Origin of the sequence: Chromatium okenii, from assembly GCF_002958735.1 — a bacterium.
GTDB lineage: Bacteria > Pseudomonadota > Gammaproteobacteria > Chromatiales > Chromatiaceae > Chromatium > Chromatium okenii_A.
This window is the reverse complement of the sequence record NZ_PPGH01000037.1, coordinates 889,890-907,224: the sequence shown is the minus strand read 5'-3', so window position 1 is coordinate 907,224 and position 17,335 is coordinate 889,890. Positions and strand designations below refer to the sequence as shown.

At 50.9% G+C, this 17,335-nt stretch carries 17 protein-coding genes and 6 pseudogenes; 6 read left to right on the top strand and 17 right to left on the bottom strand.

The window, feature by feature from the left end; translation table 11 throughout:
* Positions 1–26: 26 nt before the first annotated feature.
* From CXB77_RS23325 to CXB77_RS16185, 6 genes and pseudogenes are all read right to left on the bottom strand, one after another.
* On the bottom strand, positions 27–272 hold the full coding sequence (locus CXB77_RS23325; RefSeq protein ID WP_277949421.1) for a type I-MYXAN CRISPR-associated protein Cas6/Cmx6: 246 nt from the start codon (positions 270–272) through the stop codon (positions 27–29).
* 5 nt (positions 273–277) lie between these two features.
* Positions 278–442, bottom strand: a complete 165-nt coding sequence (locus tag CXB77_RS23320; protein ID WP_277949435.1) for a type I-MYXAN CRISPR-associated protein Cas6/Cmx6 — start codon at positions 440–442, stop codon at positions 278–280.
* Between the two features lie 2 nt (positions 443–444).
* A complete protein-coding gene (locus CXB77_RS23315) occupies positions 445–585 on the bottom strand; it encodes a hypothetical protein (RefSeq protein WP_277949434.1) in 141 nt (46 codons plus the stop codon).
* Positions 561–707 (bottom strand): hypothetical protein, encoded by a 147-nt coding sequence (locus CXB77_RS22445; protein WP_242445785.1) that lies wholly within the window; start codon positions 705–707, stop codon positions 561–563. The genes CXB77_RS23315 and CXB77_RS22445 overlap by 25 nt, the downstream gene beginning before the upstream one ends.
* A gap of 32 nt (positions 708–739) precedes the next feature.
* Positions 740–1,454 (bottom strand): annotated as a pseudogene (locus CXB77_RS16190) (hypothetical protein).
* A gap of 19 nt (positions 1,455–1,473) precedes the next feature.
* Positions 1,474–1,664, bottom strand: a pseudogene (locus CXB77_RS16185) (sulfur relay protein DsrC).
* Positions 1,665–2,134: 470 nt separating this feature from the next.
* On the opposite strand from CXB77_RS16185, the pseudogene CXB77_RS24100 reads away from it, so the two are divergent.
* Positions 2,135–2,637 (top strand): annotated as a pseudogene (locus CXB77_RS24100) (MlaA family lipoprotein).
* A 97-nt stretch (positions 2,638–2,734) separates the two neighbouring features.
* The gene (gene rnt / locus CXB77_RS16175) at positions 2,735–3,409 is read left to right on the top strand and encodes a ribonuclease T (RefSeq protein WP_105072337.1); all 675 of its coding nucleotides are present in this window, start codon (positions 2,735–2,737) and stop codon (positions 3,407–3,409) included.
* 66 nt (positions 3,410–3,475) lie between these two features.
* Here rnt and grxD read toward each other — a convergent pair whose 3' ends face one another.
* On the bottom strand, positions 3,476–3,802 hold the full coding sequence (grxD, locus tag CXB77_RS16170; protein WP_105072338.1) for a Grx4 family monothiol glutaredoxin: 327 nt from the start codon (positions 3,800–3,802) through the stop codon (positions 3,476–3,478).
* Between the two features lie 153 nt (positions 3,803–3,955).
* Between grxD and CXB77_RS16165 the strand changes: the two genes are divergently transcribed.
* The gene (locus CXB77_RS16165; RefSeq protein ID WP_105074649.1) at positions 3,956–5,722 is read left to right on the top strand and encodes a L,D-transpeptidase family protein; all 1,767 of its coding nucleotides are present in this window, start codon (positions 3,956–3,958) and stop codon (positions 5,720–5,722) included.
* Here the strand turns inward: CXB77_RS16165 and CXB77_RS16160 are convergent.
* From CXB77_RS16160 to CXB77_RS16100, 10 genes and pseudogenes are all read right to left on the bottom strand, one after another.
* On the bottom strand, positions 5,719–6,339 hold the full coding sequence (locus CXB77_RS16160; RefSeq protein WP_347338163.1) for an anaerobic ribonucleoside-triphosphate reductase activating protein: 621 nt from the start codon (positions 6,337–6,339) through the stop codon (positions 5,719–5,721). The genes CXB77_RS16165 and CXB77_RS16160 overlap by 4 nt on opposite strands.
* Positions 6,336–6,461: a hypothetical protein gene (locus tag CXB77_RS24095; protein ID WP_347338162.1), complete on the bottom strand. Its 126-nt coding sequence runs from the start codon at positions 6,459–6,461 to the stop codon at positions 6,336–6,338. Before CXB77_RS24095 ends, CXB77_RS16160 begins: the two co-directional genes overlap by 4 nt.
* A 37-nt stretch (positions 6,462–6,498) precedes the next feature.
* Positions 6,499–6,687 (bottom strand): anaerobic ribonucleoside-triphosphate reductase, encoded by a 189-nt coding sequence (nrdD, locus tag CXB77_RS16155; RefSeq protein ID WP_105074648.1) that lies wholly within the window; start codon positions 6,685–6,687, stop codon positions 6,499–6,501.
* A pseudogene (locus tag CXB77_RS22435) lies at positions 6,684–7,947 on the bottom strand (ribonucleoside triphosphate reductase); the annotation flags it as partial. The gene nrdD (CXB77_RS16155) and the pseudogene CXB77_RS22435, both read right to left, overlap by 4 nt.
* 180 nt (positions 7,948–8,127) lie before the next feature.
* Positions 8,128–8,538 (bottom strand): annotated as a pseudogene (locus tag CXB77_RS24795) (LAGLIDADG family homing endonuclease); the annotation flags it as partial.
* Between the two features lie 95 nt (positions 8,539–8,633).
* Complete coding sequence (gene nrdD, locus CXB77_RS22430; protein WP_242445784.1) at positions 8,634–10,469, bottom strand: anaerobic ribonucleoside-triphosphate reductase; 1,836 nt, start codon at positions 10,467–10,469, stop codon at positions 8,634–8,636.
* A 391-nt stretch (positions 10,470–10,860) separates the two neighbouring features.
* Positions 10,861–13,074, bottom strand: a complete 2,214-nt coding sequence (locus CXB77_RS16115) for a RelA/SpoT family protein (RefSeq protein WP_105074645.1) — start codon at positions 13,072–13,074, stop codon at positions 10,861–10,863.
* Between the two features lie 41 nt (positions 13,075–13,115).
* Positions 13,116–13,403, bottom strand: coding sequence for a DNA-directed RNA polymerase subunit omega (rpoZ, locus tag CXB77_RS16110; protein WP_105074644.1), 288 nt, complete (start codon positions 13,401–13,403; stop codon positions 13,116–13,118).
* Positions 13,404–13,422: 19 nt separating this feature from the next.
* On the bottom strand, positions 13,423–14,034 hold the full coding sequence (gene gmk, locus CXB77_RS16105; protein ID WP_105074643.1) for a guanylate kinase: 612 nt from the start codon (positions 14,032–14,034) through the stop codon (positions 13,423–13,425).
* Between the two features lie 6 nt (positions 14,035–14,040).
* Entirely contained in the window at positions 14,041–14,907 is an 867-nt protein-coding gene (locus CXB77_RS16100; RefSeq protein ID WP_105074642.1) for a YicC/YloC family endoribonuclease, read from the bottom strand.
* 88 nt (positions 14,908–14,995) lie between these two features.
* On the opposite strand from CXB77_RS16100, the gene CXB77_RS16095 reads away from it, so the two are divergent.
* The 3 genes and pseudogenes from CXB77_RS16095 to rdgB all read left to right on the top strand — a co-directional run bounded on the left by CXB77_RS16095 (position 14,996) and on the right by rdgB (position 17,331).
* On the top strand, positions 14,996–15,958 hold the full coding sequence (locus tag CXB77_RS16095; protein ID WP_105074641.1) for a serine/threonine protein kinase: 963 nt from the start codon (positions 14,996–14,998) through the stop codon (positions 15,956–15,958).
* A 32-nt stretch (positions 15,959–15,990) separates the two neighbouring features.
* Positions 15,991–16,710 carry a ribonuclease PH gene (gene rph / locus CXB77_RS16090; protein ID WP_105074640.1) on the top strand — a complete coding sequence of 240 codons (720 nt, stop codon included), beginning with the start codon at positions 15,991–15,993 and terminating at the stop codon, positions 16,708–16,710.
* Positions 16,711–16,727: 17 nt separating this feature from the next.
* Positions 16,728–17,331, top strand: a pseudogene (gene rdgB / locus CXB77_RS16085) (RdgB/HAM1 family non-canonical purine NTP pyrophosphatase).
* Positions 17,332–17,335 lie beyond the last annotated feature (4 nt).

Below are 17,335 nucleotides of genomic sequence, written 5' to 3'. Positions count from 1 at the left end.
AATTCTATGGTTTTATCGCAGTGTGGTCAGCCATTTTTCACGGAGTCGATGCCCTTGTGCGGATGAAAATGCCGCAGCCCAGCAGCCGATGTGCCGAGACCATGCTGTTGCAGTTGAATTGATTCCTCAGCCGTGAGCGCCGCCAGCACAAACTGCGCGTGTGCAATAAACCTTGGCGTTGCCAATGCGGTCGCTTTACCGCACAGCGCCTTGCGAATGTGAATTCCCATCGCTGCCAAACTGCGCAGCAGTAGCGAGAAATTCCTGCTCATCAGCGTTATCCGCCGTGTTGCGTCACGACATAACGAGAAAACAACGTCGCATCTTTGGTTAACAGCCTGATTTTGCCTGCGCCAATCGTCAACGCATGACCAGCGAGATCAAGCGTCACGCCGGGCAATTGCTGCAACAAATCGGCAACCCGCCATTTGGGAGCGCGAATAATCAGCTTGGTGCGGCGCGACAGCAGCAGCTCGGTTTCGCGCCATGCGCCGGACGCTGCCAGCCGTTTTGCGAGCCAGCAACGTGAATCGTATGCAGACCGATCTGCGATTCCGTCGCTAACCACGGCAGCGCAGCTTGCAATGCGGTTGATAACAGATGCGCGTGATCGACGGAATGCTTTTGCAATCAATGGTAAATAGCAGATCAACGATGTCATCAGGAATCTGCACCTCGTCGGGATTTTTATCTTCGTGCCAAAACATGCGTTATCTCGCCGATTGGGAAAACTGCCACTTTAGAAAGGTAGCCGCTCTTGCAGCGCCTCCCGCTCAAACCACCAGTCATCCTGCACCAATACATCAACGACGTTGCGCAGGCGGATTAAAAACTTCTCCGGTTCTTTTAATTCCAACCGCTCCATCCACGCATCGAGTTGCGCTTGACTGTCAACTCCGCTGTGACGGCGAGCGACATTGCCCAGCAACTGCGTCGCAAAAAACATCAAATCCTCGCGCTGCCGTCCCTGCGCTCGCACATCCGCAATAAACAGCGCAGTAGTTGCCGCGACGCCGCTCCATCCGCATCGTCGGGCGTATCGTCGATCACGTGACTGAGCAATTCAATCGTCAATTCTGGGTCAATCGGACAGGTTACTGCCAGCCAAATGCCCTGACCGAGTGCTGCCAGCGACTGCGGTTGTTCTGCCTGAAACAGCACATCACACACATCCGCCGCCAACTCGAATTGATCGCCGTCGATAAAAGTATCAAACGCAGCGCGACCGAGTGGCCAGGCTTCTGCGCCGCGCTCCAAATTAACCAACGTCGCGCAATTTGTAATTGCAAATCAGCACGGCGCTCTGCTGGCGCAGCGATTCGTTTGAGATGCGCCATCTGCTCAGTCAACGTCTGCAAATGTGCTTCAAGTGCCGCAGTCGCTAATCCAGAATTACCCACTGAATTAGCAGCTTGATCGACAAAACGGGTTGCCAACTGTTCAAATTGATTCATCAGGCGGTGCTCACTGACGTTAGCGAATGCGTCCACTGAAGGCTGCCTCCAATTGATCTTCCCAGTTGTCCGGCGTGTCTGGATAAGGCGGTTTGACGTCCATGCGGAAAAACCGCTCGCCAGATCGCGCCACGTCCTGAATCAGCGGAAAAAGTTCCTCAAAAGACTCAAGTTCTGATTAGCAATTAAAATATCACTGAGTTTTAACATGATGTCACGCACCCGCTCCGCCGCATGGAATTGATCTGGTGGCATCCATATCTGCTTGTAAGATCGGATGTTGTGGGCAAGGTGGTTGTCGTTTTAGTAAAAGCAAGAATGCTGGCGCGAGGACGGTTTTTTGCAAAGTAGGAGCAGAAGACCCTGTGGTAGGATTTGAACATGTAAAGACAACGGGGATCGAAATGGATGTATTCCGTCTAAGCGGATTGGGTGTGTTGAGTGCGGCATTACTGATAGGCGGTTGCGCCAGCACTGCGGTGCAGACGAAAGACCCACGTGATCCCTTAGAGCCATTTAATCGGCCGTATTTCGTTTAATTCCGATTTTGACAGGGCTTTTCTAAAGCCGCTGGCGAAAGGTTATCGGCGATTACGCCTGAACCGGTTGATCGCAGCATTAGTAACTTTTTTATAATTTTGCGGATGTACTTCAGCAGTGAATAATTATTGCAATTCAAAATGTCCCGCGCTGGCAGCGATGTTGGGCGTGTCCTCATTAATTCTACCGTTGGTGTGCTGGGTTTCTTGATGTTGCGACCAATGTCGGTTTGCCCAGTTATAAAGAAGATTTTGGACAGACGCTCGGTTATTGGGGAATAGAATCGGGCGCTTATGTGATGTTGCCGCTGTTAGGTCCCAGCAGTATGCGCGACACCTTTGGCTGGGCTGGCGACATTATGACTGACCCGCTTACGCGCATTGATGACACGACAGCGCATGTTAGTTTGCTGGCGTTGCAAACAACTGACCGTCGTGCGGACTATCTCGCCGCAGGTGACATCATGGATGACGCCGCGATCGACACCTACAGTTTCCTCCGTGATGCTTATCTCCAACGTCGCCTCAGTCTGGTGCATGACGGCAATCCACCGCTGACAGAAAACAAGGATGATGTTTGGAAAGATATTGATTTTGAAGATAAAAAACCAGATAAACCGACGCCTGCGGCAACGCAACATTAAACTGTCAGTTGTGAAAAGCAGTGATTCCTGATCGGCGTTGCCAATAGACGGCGCACAATGTTTGGTATTTCCATCGCTCGCTCCGTATCCTGTCCACATGAAACGTGAACCACAGATTCCAGAAGGTATTGCACAACGCTTCCGCGGCTTTTTGCCGGTTGTCGTTGATGTCGAAACTGCAGGCTTTGACGCACAACGTCACGCGCTGCTTGAAATTGCGGCAGTAGTCATTCGCATGACACCAGATGGGCATTTAGAACCAGCCGCGCCGTTGGCTTGCCATGTGCTGCCCTTTGTCGGTTCGGAAATCGACCCGCGAGCGTTGGCATTTAATCGCATCGACCCGGATCATCCGCTGCGAGATGCGATTTCCGAGCAAGACGCGCTTCAGCGCATTCTGACGCCAATTCGTAAAGCGGTGAAATCGACCGGTTGCAACCGCGCCATTTTGGTGGGACACAATGCGCATTTTGATCTTGGTTTTGTGAAGGCAGCGGTGGAACGCACCGGCTTTAAACATAATCCTTTTCATGCCTTTAGCGTGTTTGATACCGTCACGCTCGGCGGCTTGATGTTTGGGCAAACGGTGCTGGCGCAAACTGCTATGGCGGCCGGTTTGTATTGGCAACACAGCGAAGCGCATTCGGCGCTATATGACGCAGAACAAACGGCGCGACTGTTTTGTACCATCGTTAACCGCTGGCACACGCTTGATCCGGTACATTTTTGGAAACAGCAAAACGACGCAGTATCATCGGCAGATGCGGATTGAACTTTAGTAACCACAATGCGTTACGCCAATGGGCGGCATCTCATCAGCGAGAATGCCGCCTATTTTTTACGCTGCTGCGTTGGCGACCGCTTTTTCCATCATCGACTTGAGTTCACCGCTGGCGTGTAATTCCAACACGATGTCACAGCCGCCCACCAGTTCGCCACTGATGTAAATCTGCGGAAACGTTGGCCAATCGGCAAAACGCGGTAAATTTTCAAAAATATCAGGGTCTTGTAGGACGTTGATATAGGAAAAAGGTACGCCGGTATCCTGAAGCGCTGCCGCAGCCCGCGACGAAAATCCGCACTGGGGAAATTGCGGAGTGCCCTTCATATAAATCACAACCGGATTGCCTGTAACCTGCGCTCGAATTCGCTCTAATACATCCACTTTGCGACCTCATTCTGTTGATGAAAGCGTTATTTTACTGCTACTGCTGACACAAATGGCGGTTTGTTGCAGTGTGATCCTGCACCGCATTCTGGTAAGAAAAATAGAGCAACGATTATTTTTTAATGACTTGACTTTTAATGAGGCCGAATAATGAAGTTGTATTTCTATCGAAGTCTTACCTTATTTTGGTTGGCGCTGTTGCCTCAATTGGGGCATTCATCAACATTATTGAATAGCACCTTAGAATCACTGCGCGAAACTAAAACGGTCGCATTCGATGGAGTGCCGCTGTTATCGGGACGGCTGTTGGCAGAATTCTATGCCCGTCGAGGCAATGCTTTGGTGTGGACAACGCCAGCGCGAGTTGCAGAATTGCTGCACTTGACACACGAAAGTCAGACGGAAGGCTTCGCTCCGGAGGATTTTCATGTCGCCACATTACGCGCTTTGAGTGCGCCTGATGCGCTGAACAGTCTAGCGGAGCCAGCACGCATCGCCGCTGATCTGAAACTCAGCGACGCGCTGTTGCGTTATGTCCACCACACCCGCTTCGGCAAACTCGATCCGCTAGAGGTCGATCCCCAATACAACGACCGCGATCCAGTGCCAGCAAGCCTGTTGCTCAAAGATATGCTTGGTGCAGTCGATGCTGTTGATATGCAAGGTTTTCTGGCAACGCGCCAGCAGCATCCATTTTGGTACAACGCACTGAAAGAGGCGCTAACCCAGTTTATTCCGCAGGCAGACATCGCTGATTTACCGCCGCTGGCTTCTGGCGCGAATCTGGTTAAAGGCAGCCGTGACCCGCGTATTCCTTTGTTGCGCGAGCGGTTACGCATTCTCAACGGTCACAAATCCACTGCGTTTACGTTGCCGGATGCCGATCTGTTTGATGCGCAGCTTTACGCTGAAGTGGTGGCGTTTCAGCGGCGGTTTGGTTTATTTCCCGATGGTGTGATTGGTCCGACCACCATCGCCACGCTTAATCAGCCAGTGGATGTTGAAAAAGCTGACCGCATTCGCATCAATTTGGAACGAATGCGCTGGCTATTCAATGATTTAGCGTCTGATTACGTGTTTGTCGATGTCGCTAATTATCAAGCGCACGTGGTGCGCGATGGTGCGATTGCGTGGAGTACTCGTGTCATTGTTGGTCAAACCGATTCGCAAACGCCGATGTTCCGCGACACCATGAATCATCTGGTGCTCAATCCAACGTGGACCGTGCCGATTTCGATTCAGAAAACGATGGGGCAGGTGTCTGCAAATTACATGGTGGTTGATCGCCAAACCGGCCGGAAATCCAACGGCGGTAATGTGAGTAATTACCGCCGTTATAGTGTGATTCAGCCGCCGGGACCTAAAAATGCGCTGGGGCGCGTGAAGTTCATGTTTCCGAATCGGCATTCGGTTTATTTGCACGACACACCGAATAAGAGCCTGTTTGCGCGATCCAGTCGGGCGCTCAGTCATGGCTGTGTGCGGGTAGAAAATCCAGTGAAGCTCGCCGAGATTTTGCTGCACGAATCGGACTGGGATCGGGCGCGAATCGATCAAGTACTCGACGGCAGCAAAACACGCTACGTCAATTTACAGCAGGGTTTGCCGGTGTTGCTGTATTACCTCACTGCCTATGCCAATGCGCCGGGAAAAGTGAGTTTTAGACCTGACATGTATCAGCGCGATCAGCGGGTTAAAGAATTATTTGCTGCGCCCGTTTTGAGTGCTCGCATCGCATTTCCAGATGCCAAAATGTTGCCGTTGGTTGCGCCACCAGCACCAGTAATCATGCCAGCAGAAGACGATGGAACGGATGACGCAGCGGATGAAGAACAATTGCAAGAAGTGAATAAAAAACCGCCATCGCCGCTGCCAGCTCCGCAAGAGCCGGTGCGTTTAACGCAAATGGAAAATTAAACGCCTCTGGTTGTAAAACGGATAAAGCGCGTGGTTTCAATCTGCGCGGTGAGCGTGGTTAAGGAATGTGCACTGCGGGGTAAATGCGGATCAAAGGCGTGGGTGGTATCGCAGGCTTGCAGGCTGTAGTTGATGACGCCGAGGTCTGCAAGATGGTGTGCCAGCGTCGCAATCTGCTCTGGTGTCCAGTGAGGCATCAGCGTCGTGCGCACTTCTAACGCCACATTGCTGTTGAGCAATACCGACAGGCTTTGCCATGCAGCGCGACCTGAATCGGTGACAGCGGTAATGTCTGGATAATCGGTCGGGAATGCTTTGATGTCTAAACCAACCCAATCGAGCAGCGGCAACAAGCGTTGCAGCCGTTCGGGATAAGCGCCGTTCGTATGCAATCCAATTTTGAAACCGAGGCTGCGCACTTCAGACATGGCGGCAGCGAGTGCTTGTTGGGTGGTTGGCTCACCACCGCTGAACACGACGGCATCCAGCAACTCCCCGCGCTGACTCAAAAAATCCATGATTTCCGTCCACGAAATCATCGACTCGGCATCAGGATCGAGCAAATCTTGGTTATGACAATAACGACAACGCCACGCGCAGCCCTGACAAAAAATCACGGCAGCAAGTTCGCCCGGATAATCAATTGAAGTAGTCGCGTCAACCCGCCGATCCGCAGCAATGCGGCGGCGGTCATTGGTGTGGTTAAACCCAGCAGTGCGTGAGCGGTGGTGGCGTGCATGACATGATGTAGCGCGATCCGATGAAACGCAGTCGCGTCAAGCGGCTAACTGTTCAATGTTTTGCCGAGCGCGTTGTGGTTGCTCAGAAAAGTAGCAACGCTCGGCATGTTCAGCGCGTTTACCGTTGTTAAATGCGGAAACCGGACGGTGATAGCCCATGACTCGCGTCCAAACTTCGCAGGCAGTACGCTCTTCGTTTTTAATTTCCATGTTGATTTTATTCATTTTTTATCTCCATGAGATGTTGAATGTGATTCGATGCTGCTTGGCATCGTATGGTCAAACCGCGTGACAACGCGATTGTGTTCTGCCTGTTTGCGAGCGAGCAGTTCTTGATCGCAAATCGGGCAAAAAGGATGTTCACCAGCGAGATAGCCGTGTTTCGGACAAATCGAAAATACGGGCGTCACGTGACGTAAGGCAAACGAAAATTCTCCAATGACCGCCGCACCAGTCGTTTGCACGCATCCGCCGAAGACAATTGCTCGCTCATATAAAGATGCAGCACCGTGCCGCCGGTGTACTTACTCTGTAACACTTCCTGCATGGCGAGCGCCTCAAACGGATCATCCGTGTAGCCCACTGGTAACTGAGAACTATTTGTATAATAAGGAGTTTCTTTGGTTCCGGCTTGCAGTATCGCCGGAAAACGCTTTTGATCCTCACGCGCAAAACGATAGGTCGTGCCCTCCGCTGGCGTCGCCTCAAGGTTGTACATGCGACCGGTTGTTTCCTGAAATTCAATCATCCGCATCCGCACATGATCGAGCAGCCGACATGCCAATTGATGACCTCGCGTGTCGTAATGTCTTCTGCATCCTGCGTGAAATTGCGAATCATTTCGTTGACGCCATTCACACCAATCGTCGAGAAATGATTGCGCAGCGTTCCGAGATAGCGTTTGGTATACGGAAATAGTCCAGAATCCATGTGACGCTGAATAATCTTCCGCTTAATTTCTAGGCTATTGCGAGCGAGATTTAATAATTCATCCAGCCGTGCTATCAATCCCTTTTCATCGCCACGATGCGTATAACCCAATCGAGCGCAGTTAATTGTCACCACGCCAAGCGATCCAGTTTGTTCTGCCGAACCGAATAAGCCGTTACCGCGTTTAAGAAGTTCACGCAAATCTAATTGCAACCGGCAGCACATCGAACGCACCATATTCGGTGACAGTTCGGAGTTAATAAAATTTTGGAAATACGGCAATCCATATTTTGCAGTCATTTCAAAGAGATGTGACGCATTATCACTATCCCAAGGAAAATCTGTAGTGATGTTATAAGTCGGAATAGGAAAGGTAAAAATACGACCTTTTGCATCGCCTTCGGTCATCACTTCAATATAGGCGCGATTGATTAAATCCATTTCGGTTTGAAGATCGCCATAAGTAAATGGCTGCTCTACGCCAGCAATTGTTGGTATCTGCTCGCGCAAATCTTCGGGGCACACCCAATCAAACGTTAAATTAGTAAAGGGGGTATTGCCTGTAATAAAGGTTTTACCGTGCCGCCGCGCTACAAAAGTGCCATTGCGCGTTGTTGGACACCATACTTTTCCTTGATAAGAACGCCGCTCAATTAACTGAATATAAGTTTCATGGTTGCGAATGATATTAAGCACATGTACGCCGGAGTCTTTGCGCGTATACACTGTACTGCCATAACCTGCAAGAACGCATAATTCTTGTAATACATCGAGATTTTCTTGATCGTTGGTATAAATACGAACACGACCATTTTCTTCGATATGACCATCGCCCTTGATATAAGTATCTAAGAACAACCGAATCTGCCGTGCAGACAAAGTACGAATGATTGCAGGAACGCATTTGCGTTCCAGATAACCAAGAATAAAATCGCTGGCATCTTTATTTAAGCGGTAACGGCAGACTGGGTAATTCGCATAGGTTCCGGTGTGCTCGTATTCATGCCAACTTAAATTAAGTGCCTGTAACAACCATTCAATTTCGGCAGTATTTTCTTTATTTCCCGTTGATTGATAAAGACTAACGCGACGCCGACCTGCGCTAAAATCAAAGTCGCCCTCAGCAACAATCCAAGCGATGAGCATCACAAGATTATCGTCAATCTCATGTGTCGCCGCAGTTTCCCAAGCATTCGGAATAATGACTGGCGATTTTAATTGCGCGACAGTTTCAATGTCTTCTAAAATCCAACGATTTTCCGAATTAAAAACTTTGCGCAATACTTGTGACCCGGCGTAATCCATTGCTCTTGTGTGCGATTGCGTAGCACATACATCTCACCATCGAAATCATAAGCATTTAATGCAAGTGGTTCGAGATATTCCAAACAATTGTTATGCCAATTAAAGGTTGCAATACGCTCACCTGCTATGATCTGGTCATAGCGTTTCCAACCATTTTCAGTTAAACATTCAGTCTCTTCATCAACGCATTGACACCCCCAGCGCGAGGGAACATTCAAATTATAAATTAATTCCTGAATTGCCTGTTTAACCTGTAAATAATCCAATCCATCAACACGTACAAAAGGCGCCATATACGTATCAAAACTGGAAAATGCCTGCGCCCCAGCCCATTCATTTTGCAATGTGCCGAGAAAATTAACGATTTGTCCAATCGCTGAAGACATGTGTTTTGGTGGTCCGGCTTCGACTTTGCCGGGTACTCCATTGAGACCTTCATTTAATAACGTGCGTAATGACCAACCTGCGCAATTATGAACGAACACCCCATCCGCTAAAGCAAAGTTTTCGTAGTCATCAACAGTCAAACAATACACATCTTCTTGCCCAACGAATTGCGGAGCGCAGCGGACGGTATGATTATAAAAACGTCCGTCAGAATCTCTTTCGCGGGTTTTAGCAAACTGAGAAATCGTTTCTCTTTTACTATCGCTGCGGTTGTATTCATTGAGTCGAGCGGTTTGCGCCTCACGCCAAACCTGACCGCTTGTTGTTGCGCACAGTTCCATACGCCGATGATCAGCGTCATCCATTACACGCAAATTTTCAGGACGATTATCTGTTTTATTGCCATTGATATGATGAATAGATTTTCCAGTTAAATCGCCGTAATAACTGGATGCAATAATGCGATGAACGTACTCGCGTAACTTTAGTTTTGCATCTGACAGTCGTAAATAACCAGAACCAATCTGGCTAACATAAAGCGGAGAGAGTGAATCATCCTGACGCAAAGCACTGGCTTTTTTATAAGTGCCATCGCGCAACATAAACTCGTGATCAGGAGTGCATTTAATAGTATGCCCACCCGAAATCATAACAGCGACTACATCAACATTTTTACGCGTCAAGCGCGGACTATGCGCCTTGCCGGGAACAACATTTCCTTGATTATCTCGGCTGTAAACCCAAAAAGATTCATTTACTTTAGTTAAAGCAAGTTCTTTGAGCGTTGGCGTTGTGCCATCAAGCAAGGCAATGCGAGTATCGCCGGTGAAACAATAGCCCGCCAGCATATCCAAATCGTGGATATGAAAATCACCTTCACGATGCGCTTCACCAATTTCAGGTGGATACACATGATTGAGCCAATAATTGGCAATCATTTTGCCGGAAGTATTGAGAATTAAACCGCCAAGTGAATAACCTTGATTTGCATTCGCAGCAACACGCCAATCAGAACGATCAAGATATTCATCAATAGAGCTGCTGACATCAACGAGAGTGCGTTGATCGACGCGAAGTTTATGGCGCTGTTCCCGATACACAATATAAGCACGTGCAGTATTAAAGTAATTGGCGCTAATTAATGTTTGCTCAACAACATCTTGAATGTTTTCTACATCAGGCAGTCGCTCATCAATAAAACGATGAATAAGTACTTTAATGACTTGAGCGGTCAGTGCGGTTGCTTCCACTGCGCCAAATTCACCAGTGACCTGACCAGCGCGGAGAATAGCGGACTCAATTCGAGCAGCGTCAAAGGGCACTTCGGCTCCATCGCGTTTGAGAACACGCGCAGGTAACGCCGAAAAGTGAGTTTGGGTTCCCATCGTGAGTCCTATAAAGCATTTTGATCGTGGTGAGTGGGCGGATTTTTGCGGTCAGTCAGGTCGATTTCAGATAGCGGGCAATATGCGCAAAATCGACCTCAACCACTACATATTGGGGTTTAAGAGTTTAGCTCTAACTAGATAGTGTGGATAGACGCAAACGGCGGCGCTAAATTTCCCGTGTAAAAGCAAACTGAGAGCAGAAAATTTCAAAGACTTGATCGTGACCTGCGCCGCAACCGTTAGGATGCAGAAAAACCTTAAACGGCTGATTTGATTTATTTAGCGCAAATTGCACTATTGCAGTGCGAGACACGAAACGCATTTTTATTGATCGAAGTCAGTTCATCCGCAAAAAGAAGTTGCTTTTTGTGATTTTGACTTTTTAGGGCTAGGATCGTGTGATGCGGACGATGCGGGTAATGAGTGGAATTTGGCGCAGGCGACGCATGATACGCGCCAGATGCTGACGACTTTTCACCAATAACTGAAACTCAAGATCAGTGGTCATTCCGTCTTTTTCGCGGGAAACCACGTTTTCAATGTTCGACCCCTGCTCTGCAATCGCACCAGCAACCACCGCCAGCGCCCCGCGCCGATTGCCGATTTCAACGCGGATTTCCGTCGGATATTCGCCCTGCGCGTCCTCCGACCAGCGCACATCCAACTGTTTTCCTTGCTTATTATCACGCCCGTTGAGATTACGGCACTCGGCACGGTGCACCACGATTCCACGTCCGGGGTTGAACAACGCGGTAATGTCATCGCCGGGAATGGGACGACAGCAGCGGGCAAAATTAACCACCATGCCCTCAGTACCTTGAATCGCTAATTGATGCGGATGATGGTTTTGTGCCGAATGGACAACTTCTTCGCCTTCAATTGTCAGTAGTCGCCGTACCACCAACGCCGCCAACCGATTACCTAAACCGATTTCATTGAATAGATCATTAATACTCGTTAATTGCGTTTCTTCTAAGTAAGTTGCAATGCGGAGTGGATTAAGATGTTCAATGTCAGTCTTAAATGCAGTGAGTTCTGCATTCAATAGACGCTGCCCAAAAGTCTGCGCTTCACGCTGGCGAATGTTTTTAAGATAACCGCGAATGTTCATTCGTGCTTTTGCGGTCACCACGAAATTGAGCCAGCCGGGATTAGGGCGCGTCCCCGGCGCAGTAATGATTTCTATAGTCTGTCCATTGCGTAATACGGTATTGAGATTGACCATGCGTCGATCAATAAGCGCATGAACGCAGCGATTGCCTACGTCAGAATGAATGGCATACGCAAAATCAACCACGGTTGCGCCGCGTTTCAAACTGAGAATCTTTCCTTTCGGCGTAAAGACGTAAACCTCGCCCGGAAATAAATCGACTTTGACATGTTCCAGAAATTCGACCGAATTGCCCGCTTCGCGCTGCATCTCCAGCAGATTTTGCAGCCAATCTGCTGCCAGTGCGGTGGGATTAGTCGCTGCCTGACCGCCAGTTTTATACAGCCAATGCGCAGCAATACCGGATTCAGCGATGCGCTGCATGTCTTCGGTGCGGATTTGAATTTCAATCTGAATACCTTGCGGGCCGACGAGCACGGTGTGCAGCGCCTGATAACCGTTCGCTTTGGGAATGGCGATGTAATCCTTAAAGCGTCCGGGAACGGGCTTGTAGAGGTTATGCACCAGTCCCAGCACCCGATAACAGGTATCGACTCGATCCACCGTCACGCGAAATCCAAACACATCGACAACATCGGCAAAATGGCAGGTTTTATTGCGCATTTTGTTGTAAATGCCGTAGAGATGTTTACGTCGTCCTTCCACGCGCCCAGCAATATCTTCCTGTTGCAACGCCCGTTTCAGCGCGGTTTCCACCGTGCCAATCATCTCGCTGCGTACTCCAACTGCCTTGTGCAGCGCATGACGCAATACCCGTTGCCGCCACGGCCAATAATGCGCAAAACCCAGCTCTTCCAGCTCCACCCGCACCCAATTAATGCCTAACCGATTGGCAATCGGCGCAAAAATATCCAGCGTCTCGCGGGAAATGCGCCGACAGGCTTCGGGACTCATCGCATCCAACGTGCGCATGTTGTGCAAACGGTCGGCGAGTTTGATGAGAATGACGCGAATATCCCGCGTCATTGCCAGCAGCATTTTGCGCAAACTCGCTGCCTGCGCCTCAGCGCGGGATTGAAAATCAATGCGATTGAGCTTGCTCACGCCATCAACTAATTCCGCAACATCTTCTCCGAATAGTGCTGCCATTTGCTCTTTTGCAATCGCCGTGTCTTCTAATACATCATGCAAAAAAGCGGCAATTAAACAGCGATAATCCATGCGCATTTCTGCCAAGATACGCGCAACTGCAAGCGGATGATAAATATACGGTTCACCCGATTTACGCTTTTGACCGAGATGCGCTTCTGCACCAAATAGATAAGCGCGATAACACTCGCGCACCTGCTCTGATGGCAAATAAGTATCGAGATAACTACAGAAATCGCTGATGAGATAACGTTGCGCCAACGCTGGCGCAGTGAGACCGGACACGCTCTCTGATATCAGCGTCGAAGTGGTATCGGTAGTAGACCCTGTAACCGCTGACATCGGTGATAAAACCTATTCTAAAAGTTTAGCAAATCAACAGCTTAACTGGTTGCATCATCGTTTGCGCGATTGACAAATCCCGCTGCGATGGCTTGTTGTAATGCTGCGGCGGTTTCATCAATTTCACGCTGCGCTGCCGTTACCATCGCATCAGAAATGTAACCCGCTGCAATTTCCCGCAGTGCCATCACCGTCGGTTTATCATTCGCCCACGGCAATAGCGGTTCCACACGATGCGACAATTGCCGCGCTCGTTTCGTCGCTAATAACACCAAATTAAAGCGGTTATCGACATGCTTCAAACAGTCTTCAACGGTAATACGTGCCATCTCAAATACTCCTAAAAACTCAATTCAAATGACTGAATAACTCGGTTAAAGAGGATTGCTGCCGCGCCAGCCGCAACCGTTCGGCGCTAATAATTGCTGCCAGCGCATTTAATGCTGCATCGAAATCATCATTGATGACGACATAATCGTATTCTGTGTAATGCGTCAAATCGGAATGCGCCTGCGCCATGCGTCGAGCAATCACGTCCGCATTGTCAGTGCCACGCCCATTCAATCGCCGTTCTAATTCGGCAATGCTCGGCGGCGCGACGAAAATGCTGATCGCTGCCGGAAATCGCGCCCGCACCTGCTGCGCACCTTGCCAATCAATTTCCAAAATCAGCTCGCGCCCAGCCGCTAAACAGGCGCGAACATCCGCTTCCCGAGTGCCGTAATGGTTGCCGAACACCTCGGCGTGTTCCAAAAATGCGCCAGCGGTGACTGCCTGCGCAAAGCCAGTGTGATCGAGAAAGTGATAATGCACGCCGTCGATTTCACCTTCGCGCTGCGTTCGCGTGGTGCACGAAATCGACAGCGACAAGCTCGCGTCACGAGTGATTAACGCTTTGATTAAACTGGTTTTGCCTGCGCCAGATGGCGCAGAAATGATGAAAAGTAGACCGTCGTTCATGGGAATTTATTCCAGATTTTGAATCTGCTCGCGCATCTGTTCGATCAACACTTTCATTTCCACTGCTTCCCGCGTCACGGCGACATCAGCGGATTTCGAGCCGAGCGTATTGGCCTCGCGGTTGAGTTCCTGCATCAGAAAATCCAAACGGCGACCGACCGGTTCATTGCGCGTCAACACTTCGCGGACTTCGGCAGCGTGGGCTTCCAACCGATCCATTTCTTCATCGACATCGAGCTTGGCTGCCAGCAGCGACATTTCCAACTCCAGCCGTTGCGGATCAAGTTCTGCCCGCAATTCCGCCAGCCGCTCCGCCAGCCGCTGCCGGACGTTGCCCAGCACGTTGGGCATCTGCGCCCGCACTCGCGTCACACTTTCCTCCAAGCGGTCGCAGCGGTCACGCAGCAGCACTTCCAATCGCGCACCTTCGCGCTCGCGGGTTGCCAGCAGCGTGTCAATGGCAACTTCCAGCAGTTCCAGTGCTGCCGTCATCAGTTGATTGGGGTCAGTATCTTTTTCTTGCAACACGCCCGGCCAGCGCAGCAGTTCAAACGGCGACGGCTCCACGCCGCGCCCGATCATCTGCCCGATTTCGTGTCCGGCGAGCAGCAGTTGTTCCACAAATGGGCGGTTAATTCGCAAACTGCCGACCGTGCCGATTGCGGGAACATAGCGCAAATTGCAATCCACTTTGCCGCGTTGCAAACGCGCAGCAAGACGGGTGCGCACTGCAACATCCAGTGAACGCAGCTCTTCGGGCAGGCGCAGATGCGGCTCCAAATACCGATGGTTGACGGTGCGCAATTCCCAAGTCAGTTCGCCAAACTCGTCACTGCGGGACTCACGGGCGAAGGCAGTCATGCTTTTAATCATGGTGAATAAACTTCTCTTAAAGCCGTGTAAACGGCGTGAATACAGCGTGGTTATCTAAGCGCACGATCGCGTTATTATACGGGGCGAATTGAATCAGCGTTTATCGGAAAACCACGCCCTTCATTATGGCCAATGCCCGCGAGACCCTTCCCCCGGCACTCCCGTCGGCGCTTATCGCGTCATCAAGTCCATTGCGAAAGGCGGTTTTAGTTTGATTTATCTGGCAGCCGATGAAGAAAGCGGCGAGGAAGTGGTCATCAAAGAATACATGCCGAATCGTATCGCTCGCCGCGATCATTTGTTGCGGGTGGTGCCGATTCGGTTTGACTATACCGAAAGCCTCTATTATGGCAAAAAGCTATTTTTTCAAGAGGTTAAAGCGTTGGCGATGTTGCGGCATCCCAATATCGTGCGGGTGTTGTCGTTCATTCTGGCGTATGACACCGGCTATTTGGTCATGCCCAACGAGCGCGGGCGCAATCTCGGAACCTATTTGCAGGAACGCAAAGGCGGATTAAGCACCACCTTTATTTTAGAAGTGTTTATTCCGATTCTGGACGCGCTGGCGCTGCTGCATCGCAACGCAATGGTGCATCTCGATGTGAAACCCGGAAACATTCATCTGCGTCACGGACATCAGCCGCTGCTGCTCGATCTCGGCGCGGTGCATCCGCTCAATCGAGAACGACCACGCGGCGGTCAGGTCATCACCGCCGGGTTTTCACCGGTAGAACAGTATTTTCAAGCGGGGCGCATTGGCCCGTGGACCGATGTTTACGCAGTCGGCGCGAGCATTCGTGCCTGCATGGAAGGACGCACTCCGATTCCTGCGACCGAGCGCCAAAAGCTCGACATGCTTGTTCCTACTGTCGTTGCGCTCAAAGGACGTTATCCAACATTTTTACTGGAGGCAGTGGATTGGGCGCTAAAAATGGAACCCGATCAGCGTCCGCAAGATGCCGCCGAATTATTGAACGTGCTAACGCAACATGCCGCCGATTTATACCGTCCGCGTCCAAACGATTCGTCGTCGCAACGCCACGAACCCTAATTCTCAACCGATTGATTAGAAAATAAAAACCCATGCGACCTTCCCAACGCCGTCCTGATGAATTACGCCCATTGCGTTTCACCCGCAGTTTCACTCGCCATGCCGAAGGTTCGGTATTGATCGAATGCGGCGACACTCGCGTTCTGTGCACCGCCAGCGTCGAAAATCAAGTCCCGCCGTTTTTGCGCGGTCAGGGGAAAGGCTGGATCACGGCGGAATATGGCATGTTGCCCCGCGCCACCAATCAACGCACCGCCCGCGAAGCAGCAAAAGGGAAACAAAGCGGACGCACACTAGAAATTCAACGCTTGATCGGACGCTCGCTGCGGGCAGCCGTGGATTTGCGGGCGCTTGGCGAACGGACAATTACCTTGGATTGCGACGTGTTGCAGGCCGACGGCGGCACACGCACCGCGTCGATTACCGGCGCATGGCTGGCGCTGCGCGATGCGATTGACCAATTGCTGGCGCGGGGCGAGCTGGCGTTTGATCCGATCCAAACGCAAATCGCGGCAGTCTCCGTCGGAATTGTTCAAGGAATTCCAGTGCTTGATCTCGATTACACCGAAGACAGCACTGCCGAAACGGACATGAATTTGGTCATGGACGGCAACGGGCGTTTTATCGAAGTTCAGGGCACTGCCGAGGGCGTGGCCTTTAGCCGCGAGGAATTGGACGCGCTGCTGGCGCTGGGCACGGCGGGCATTGCGCAACTTCAGACCGCGCAACGTGCGGCGCTGGCTGCTGAATAACTGACAGGTTTATTGCGATGAAACAAACACATAACGGCGAAGTGATCGTGTTAGCCAGCAACAACGCCGGCAAGGTGCGCGAAATCGGGCAACTGCTCGCCGGAGCGCGAATTCAGGTCGTGCCGCAGCGTGAATACGGCGTTGGCGAAGTGGAAGAAACCGGTTTGAGTTTCGTCGAAAACGCGATCATCAAAGCCCGTCACGCCGCGCAAATCAGCGGTTTAGCCGCCATCGCCGACGATTCGGGCATTGAAGTAGACGCGCTGCGCGGAGCGCCGGGCATTTATTCGGCGCGTTACGCGGGTGCTGGCGCATCTGATGAAGCCAACTTAATCAAGCTGTTGGCGGATTTAGACGGACTGCCCGACGCCGAACGCTCGGCGCGGTTTCAATGTGTGCTGGTGTATTTGCGTCACGCTGCCGATCCGATGCCGTTGATTTGTCAGGGAACTTGGGAAGGGCAAATTCTCACTGCGCCGCGTGGCGCTCACGGGTTTGGCTACGATCCAATTTTCTTTGTGCCGACCACGGTTGCAGCTCGCCGAATTGGATCCAGCGATCAAAAATGAACTCAGTCATCGTGGACAGGCGTTGCGGCAATTACGCGCCGCGTTGGAATAATTCA

Coding starts and splice junctions, on each gene's coding strand:
- CXB77_RS23325 (WP_277949421.1), bottom strand. CDS start 272: ATGAGCAGGAATTTCTCGCTACTGCTGCGCAGTTTGGCAGCGATGGGA.
- CXB77_RS22445 (WP_242445785.1), bottom strand. CDS start 707: ATGTTTTGGCACGAAGATAAAAATCCCGACGAGGTGCAGATTCCTGAT.
- rnt (WP_105072337.1), top strand. CDS start 2,735: ATGAAACGTGAACCACAGATTCCAGAAGGTATTGCACAACGCTTCCGC.
- CXB77_RS16165 (WP_105074649.1), top strand. CDS start 3,956: ATGAAGTTGTATTTCTATCGAAGTCTTACCTTATTTTGGTTGGCGCTG.
- CXB77_RS24095 (WP_347338162.1), bottom strand. CDS start 6,461: ATGCACGCCACCACCGCTCACGCACTGCTGGGTTTAACCACACCAATG.
- nrdD (WP_105074648.1), bottom strand. CDS start 6,687: ATGAATAAAATCAACATGGAAATTAAAAACGAAGAGCGTACTGCCTGC.
- nrdD (WP_242445784.1), bottom strand. CDS start 10,469: ATGGGAACCCAAACTCACTTTTCGGCGTTACCTGCGCGTGTTCTCAAA.
- CXB77_RS16115 (WP_105074645.1), bottom strand. CDS start 13,074: ATGTCAGCGGTTACAGGGTCTACTACCGATACCACTTCGACGCTGATA.
- rpoZ (WP_105074644.1), bottom strand. CDS start 13,403: ATGGCACGTATTACCGTTGAAGACTGTTTGAAGCATGTCGATAACCGC.
- gmk (WP_105074643.1), bottom strand. CDS start 14,034: ATGAACGACGGTCTACTTTTCATCATTTCTGCGCCATCTGGCGCAGGC.
- CXB77_RS16100 (WP_105074642.1), bottom strand. CDS start 14,907: ATGATTAAAAGCATGACTGCCTTCGCCCGTGAGTCCCGCAGTGACGAG.
- rph (WP_105074640.1), top strand. CDS start 15,991: ATGCGACCTTCCCAACGCCGTCCTGATGAATTACGCCCATTGCGTTTC.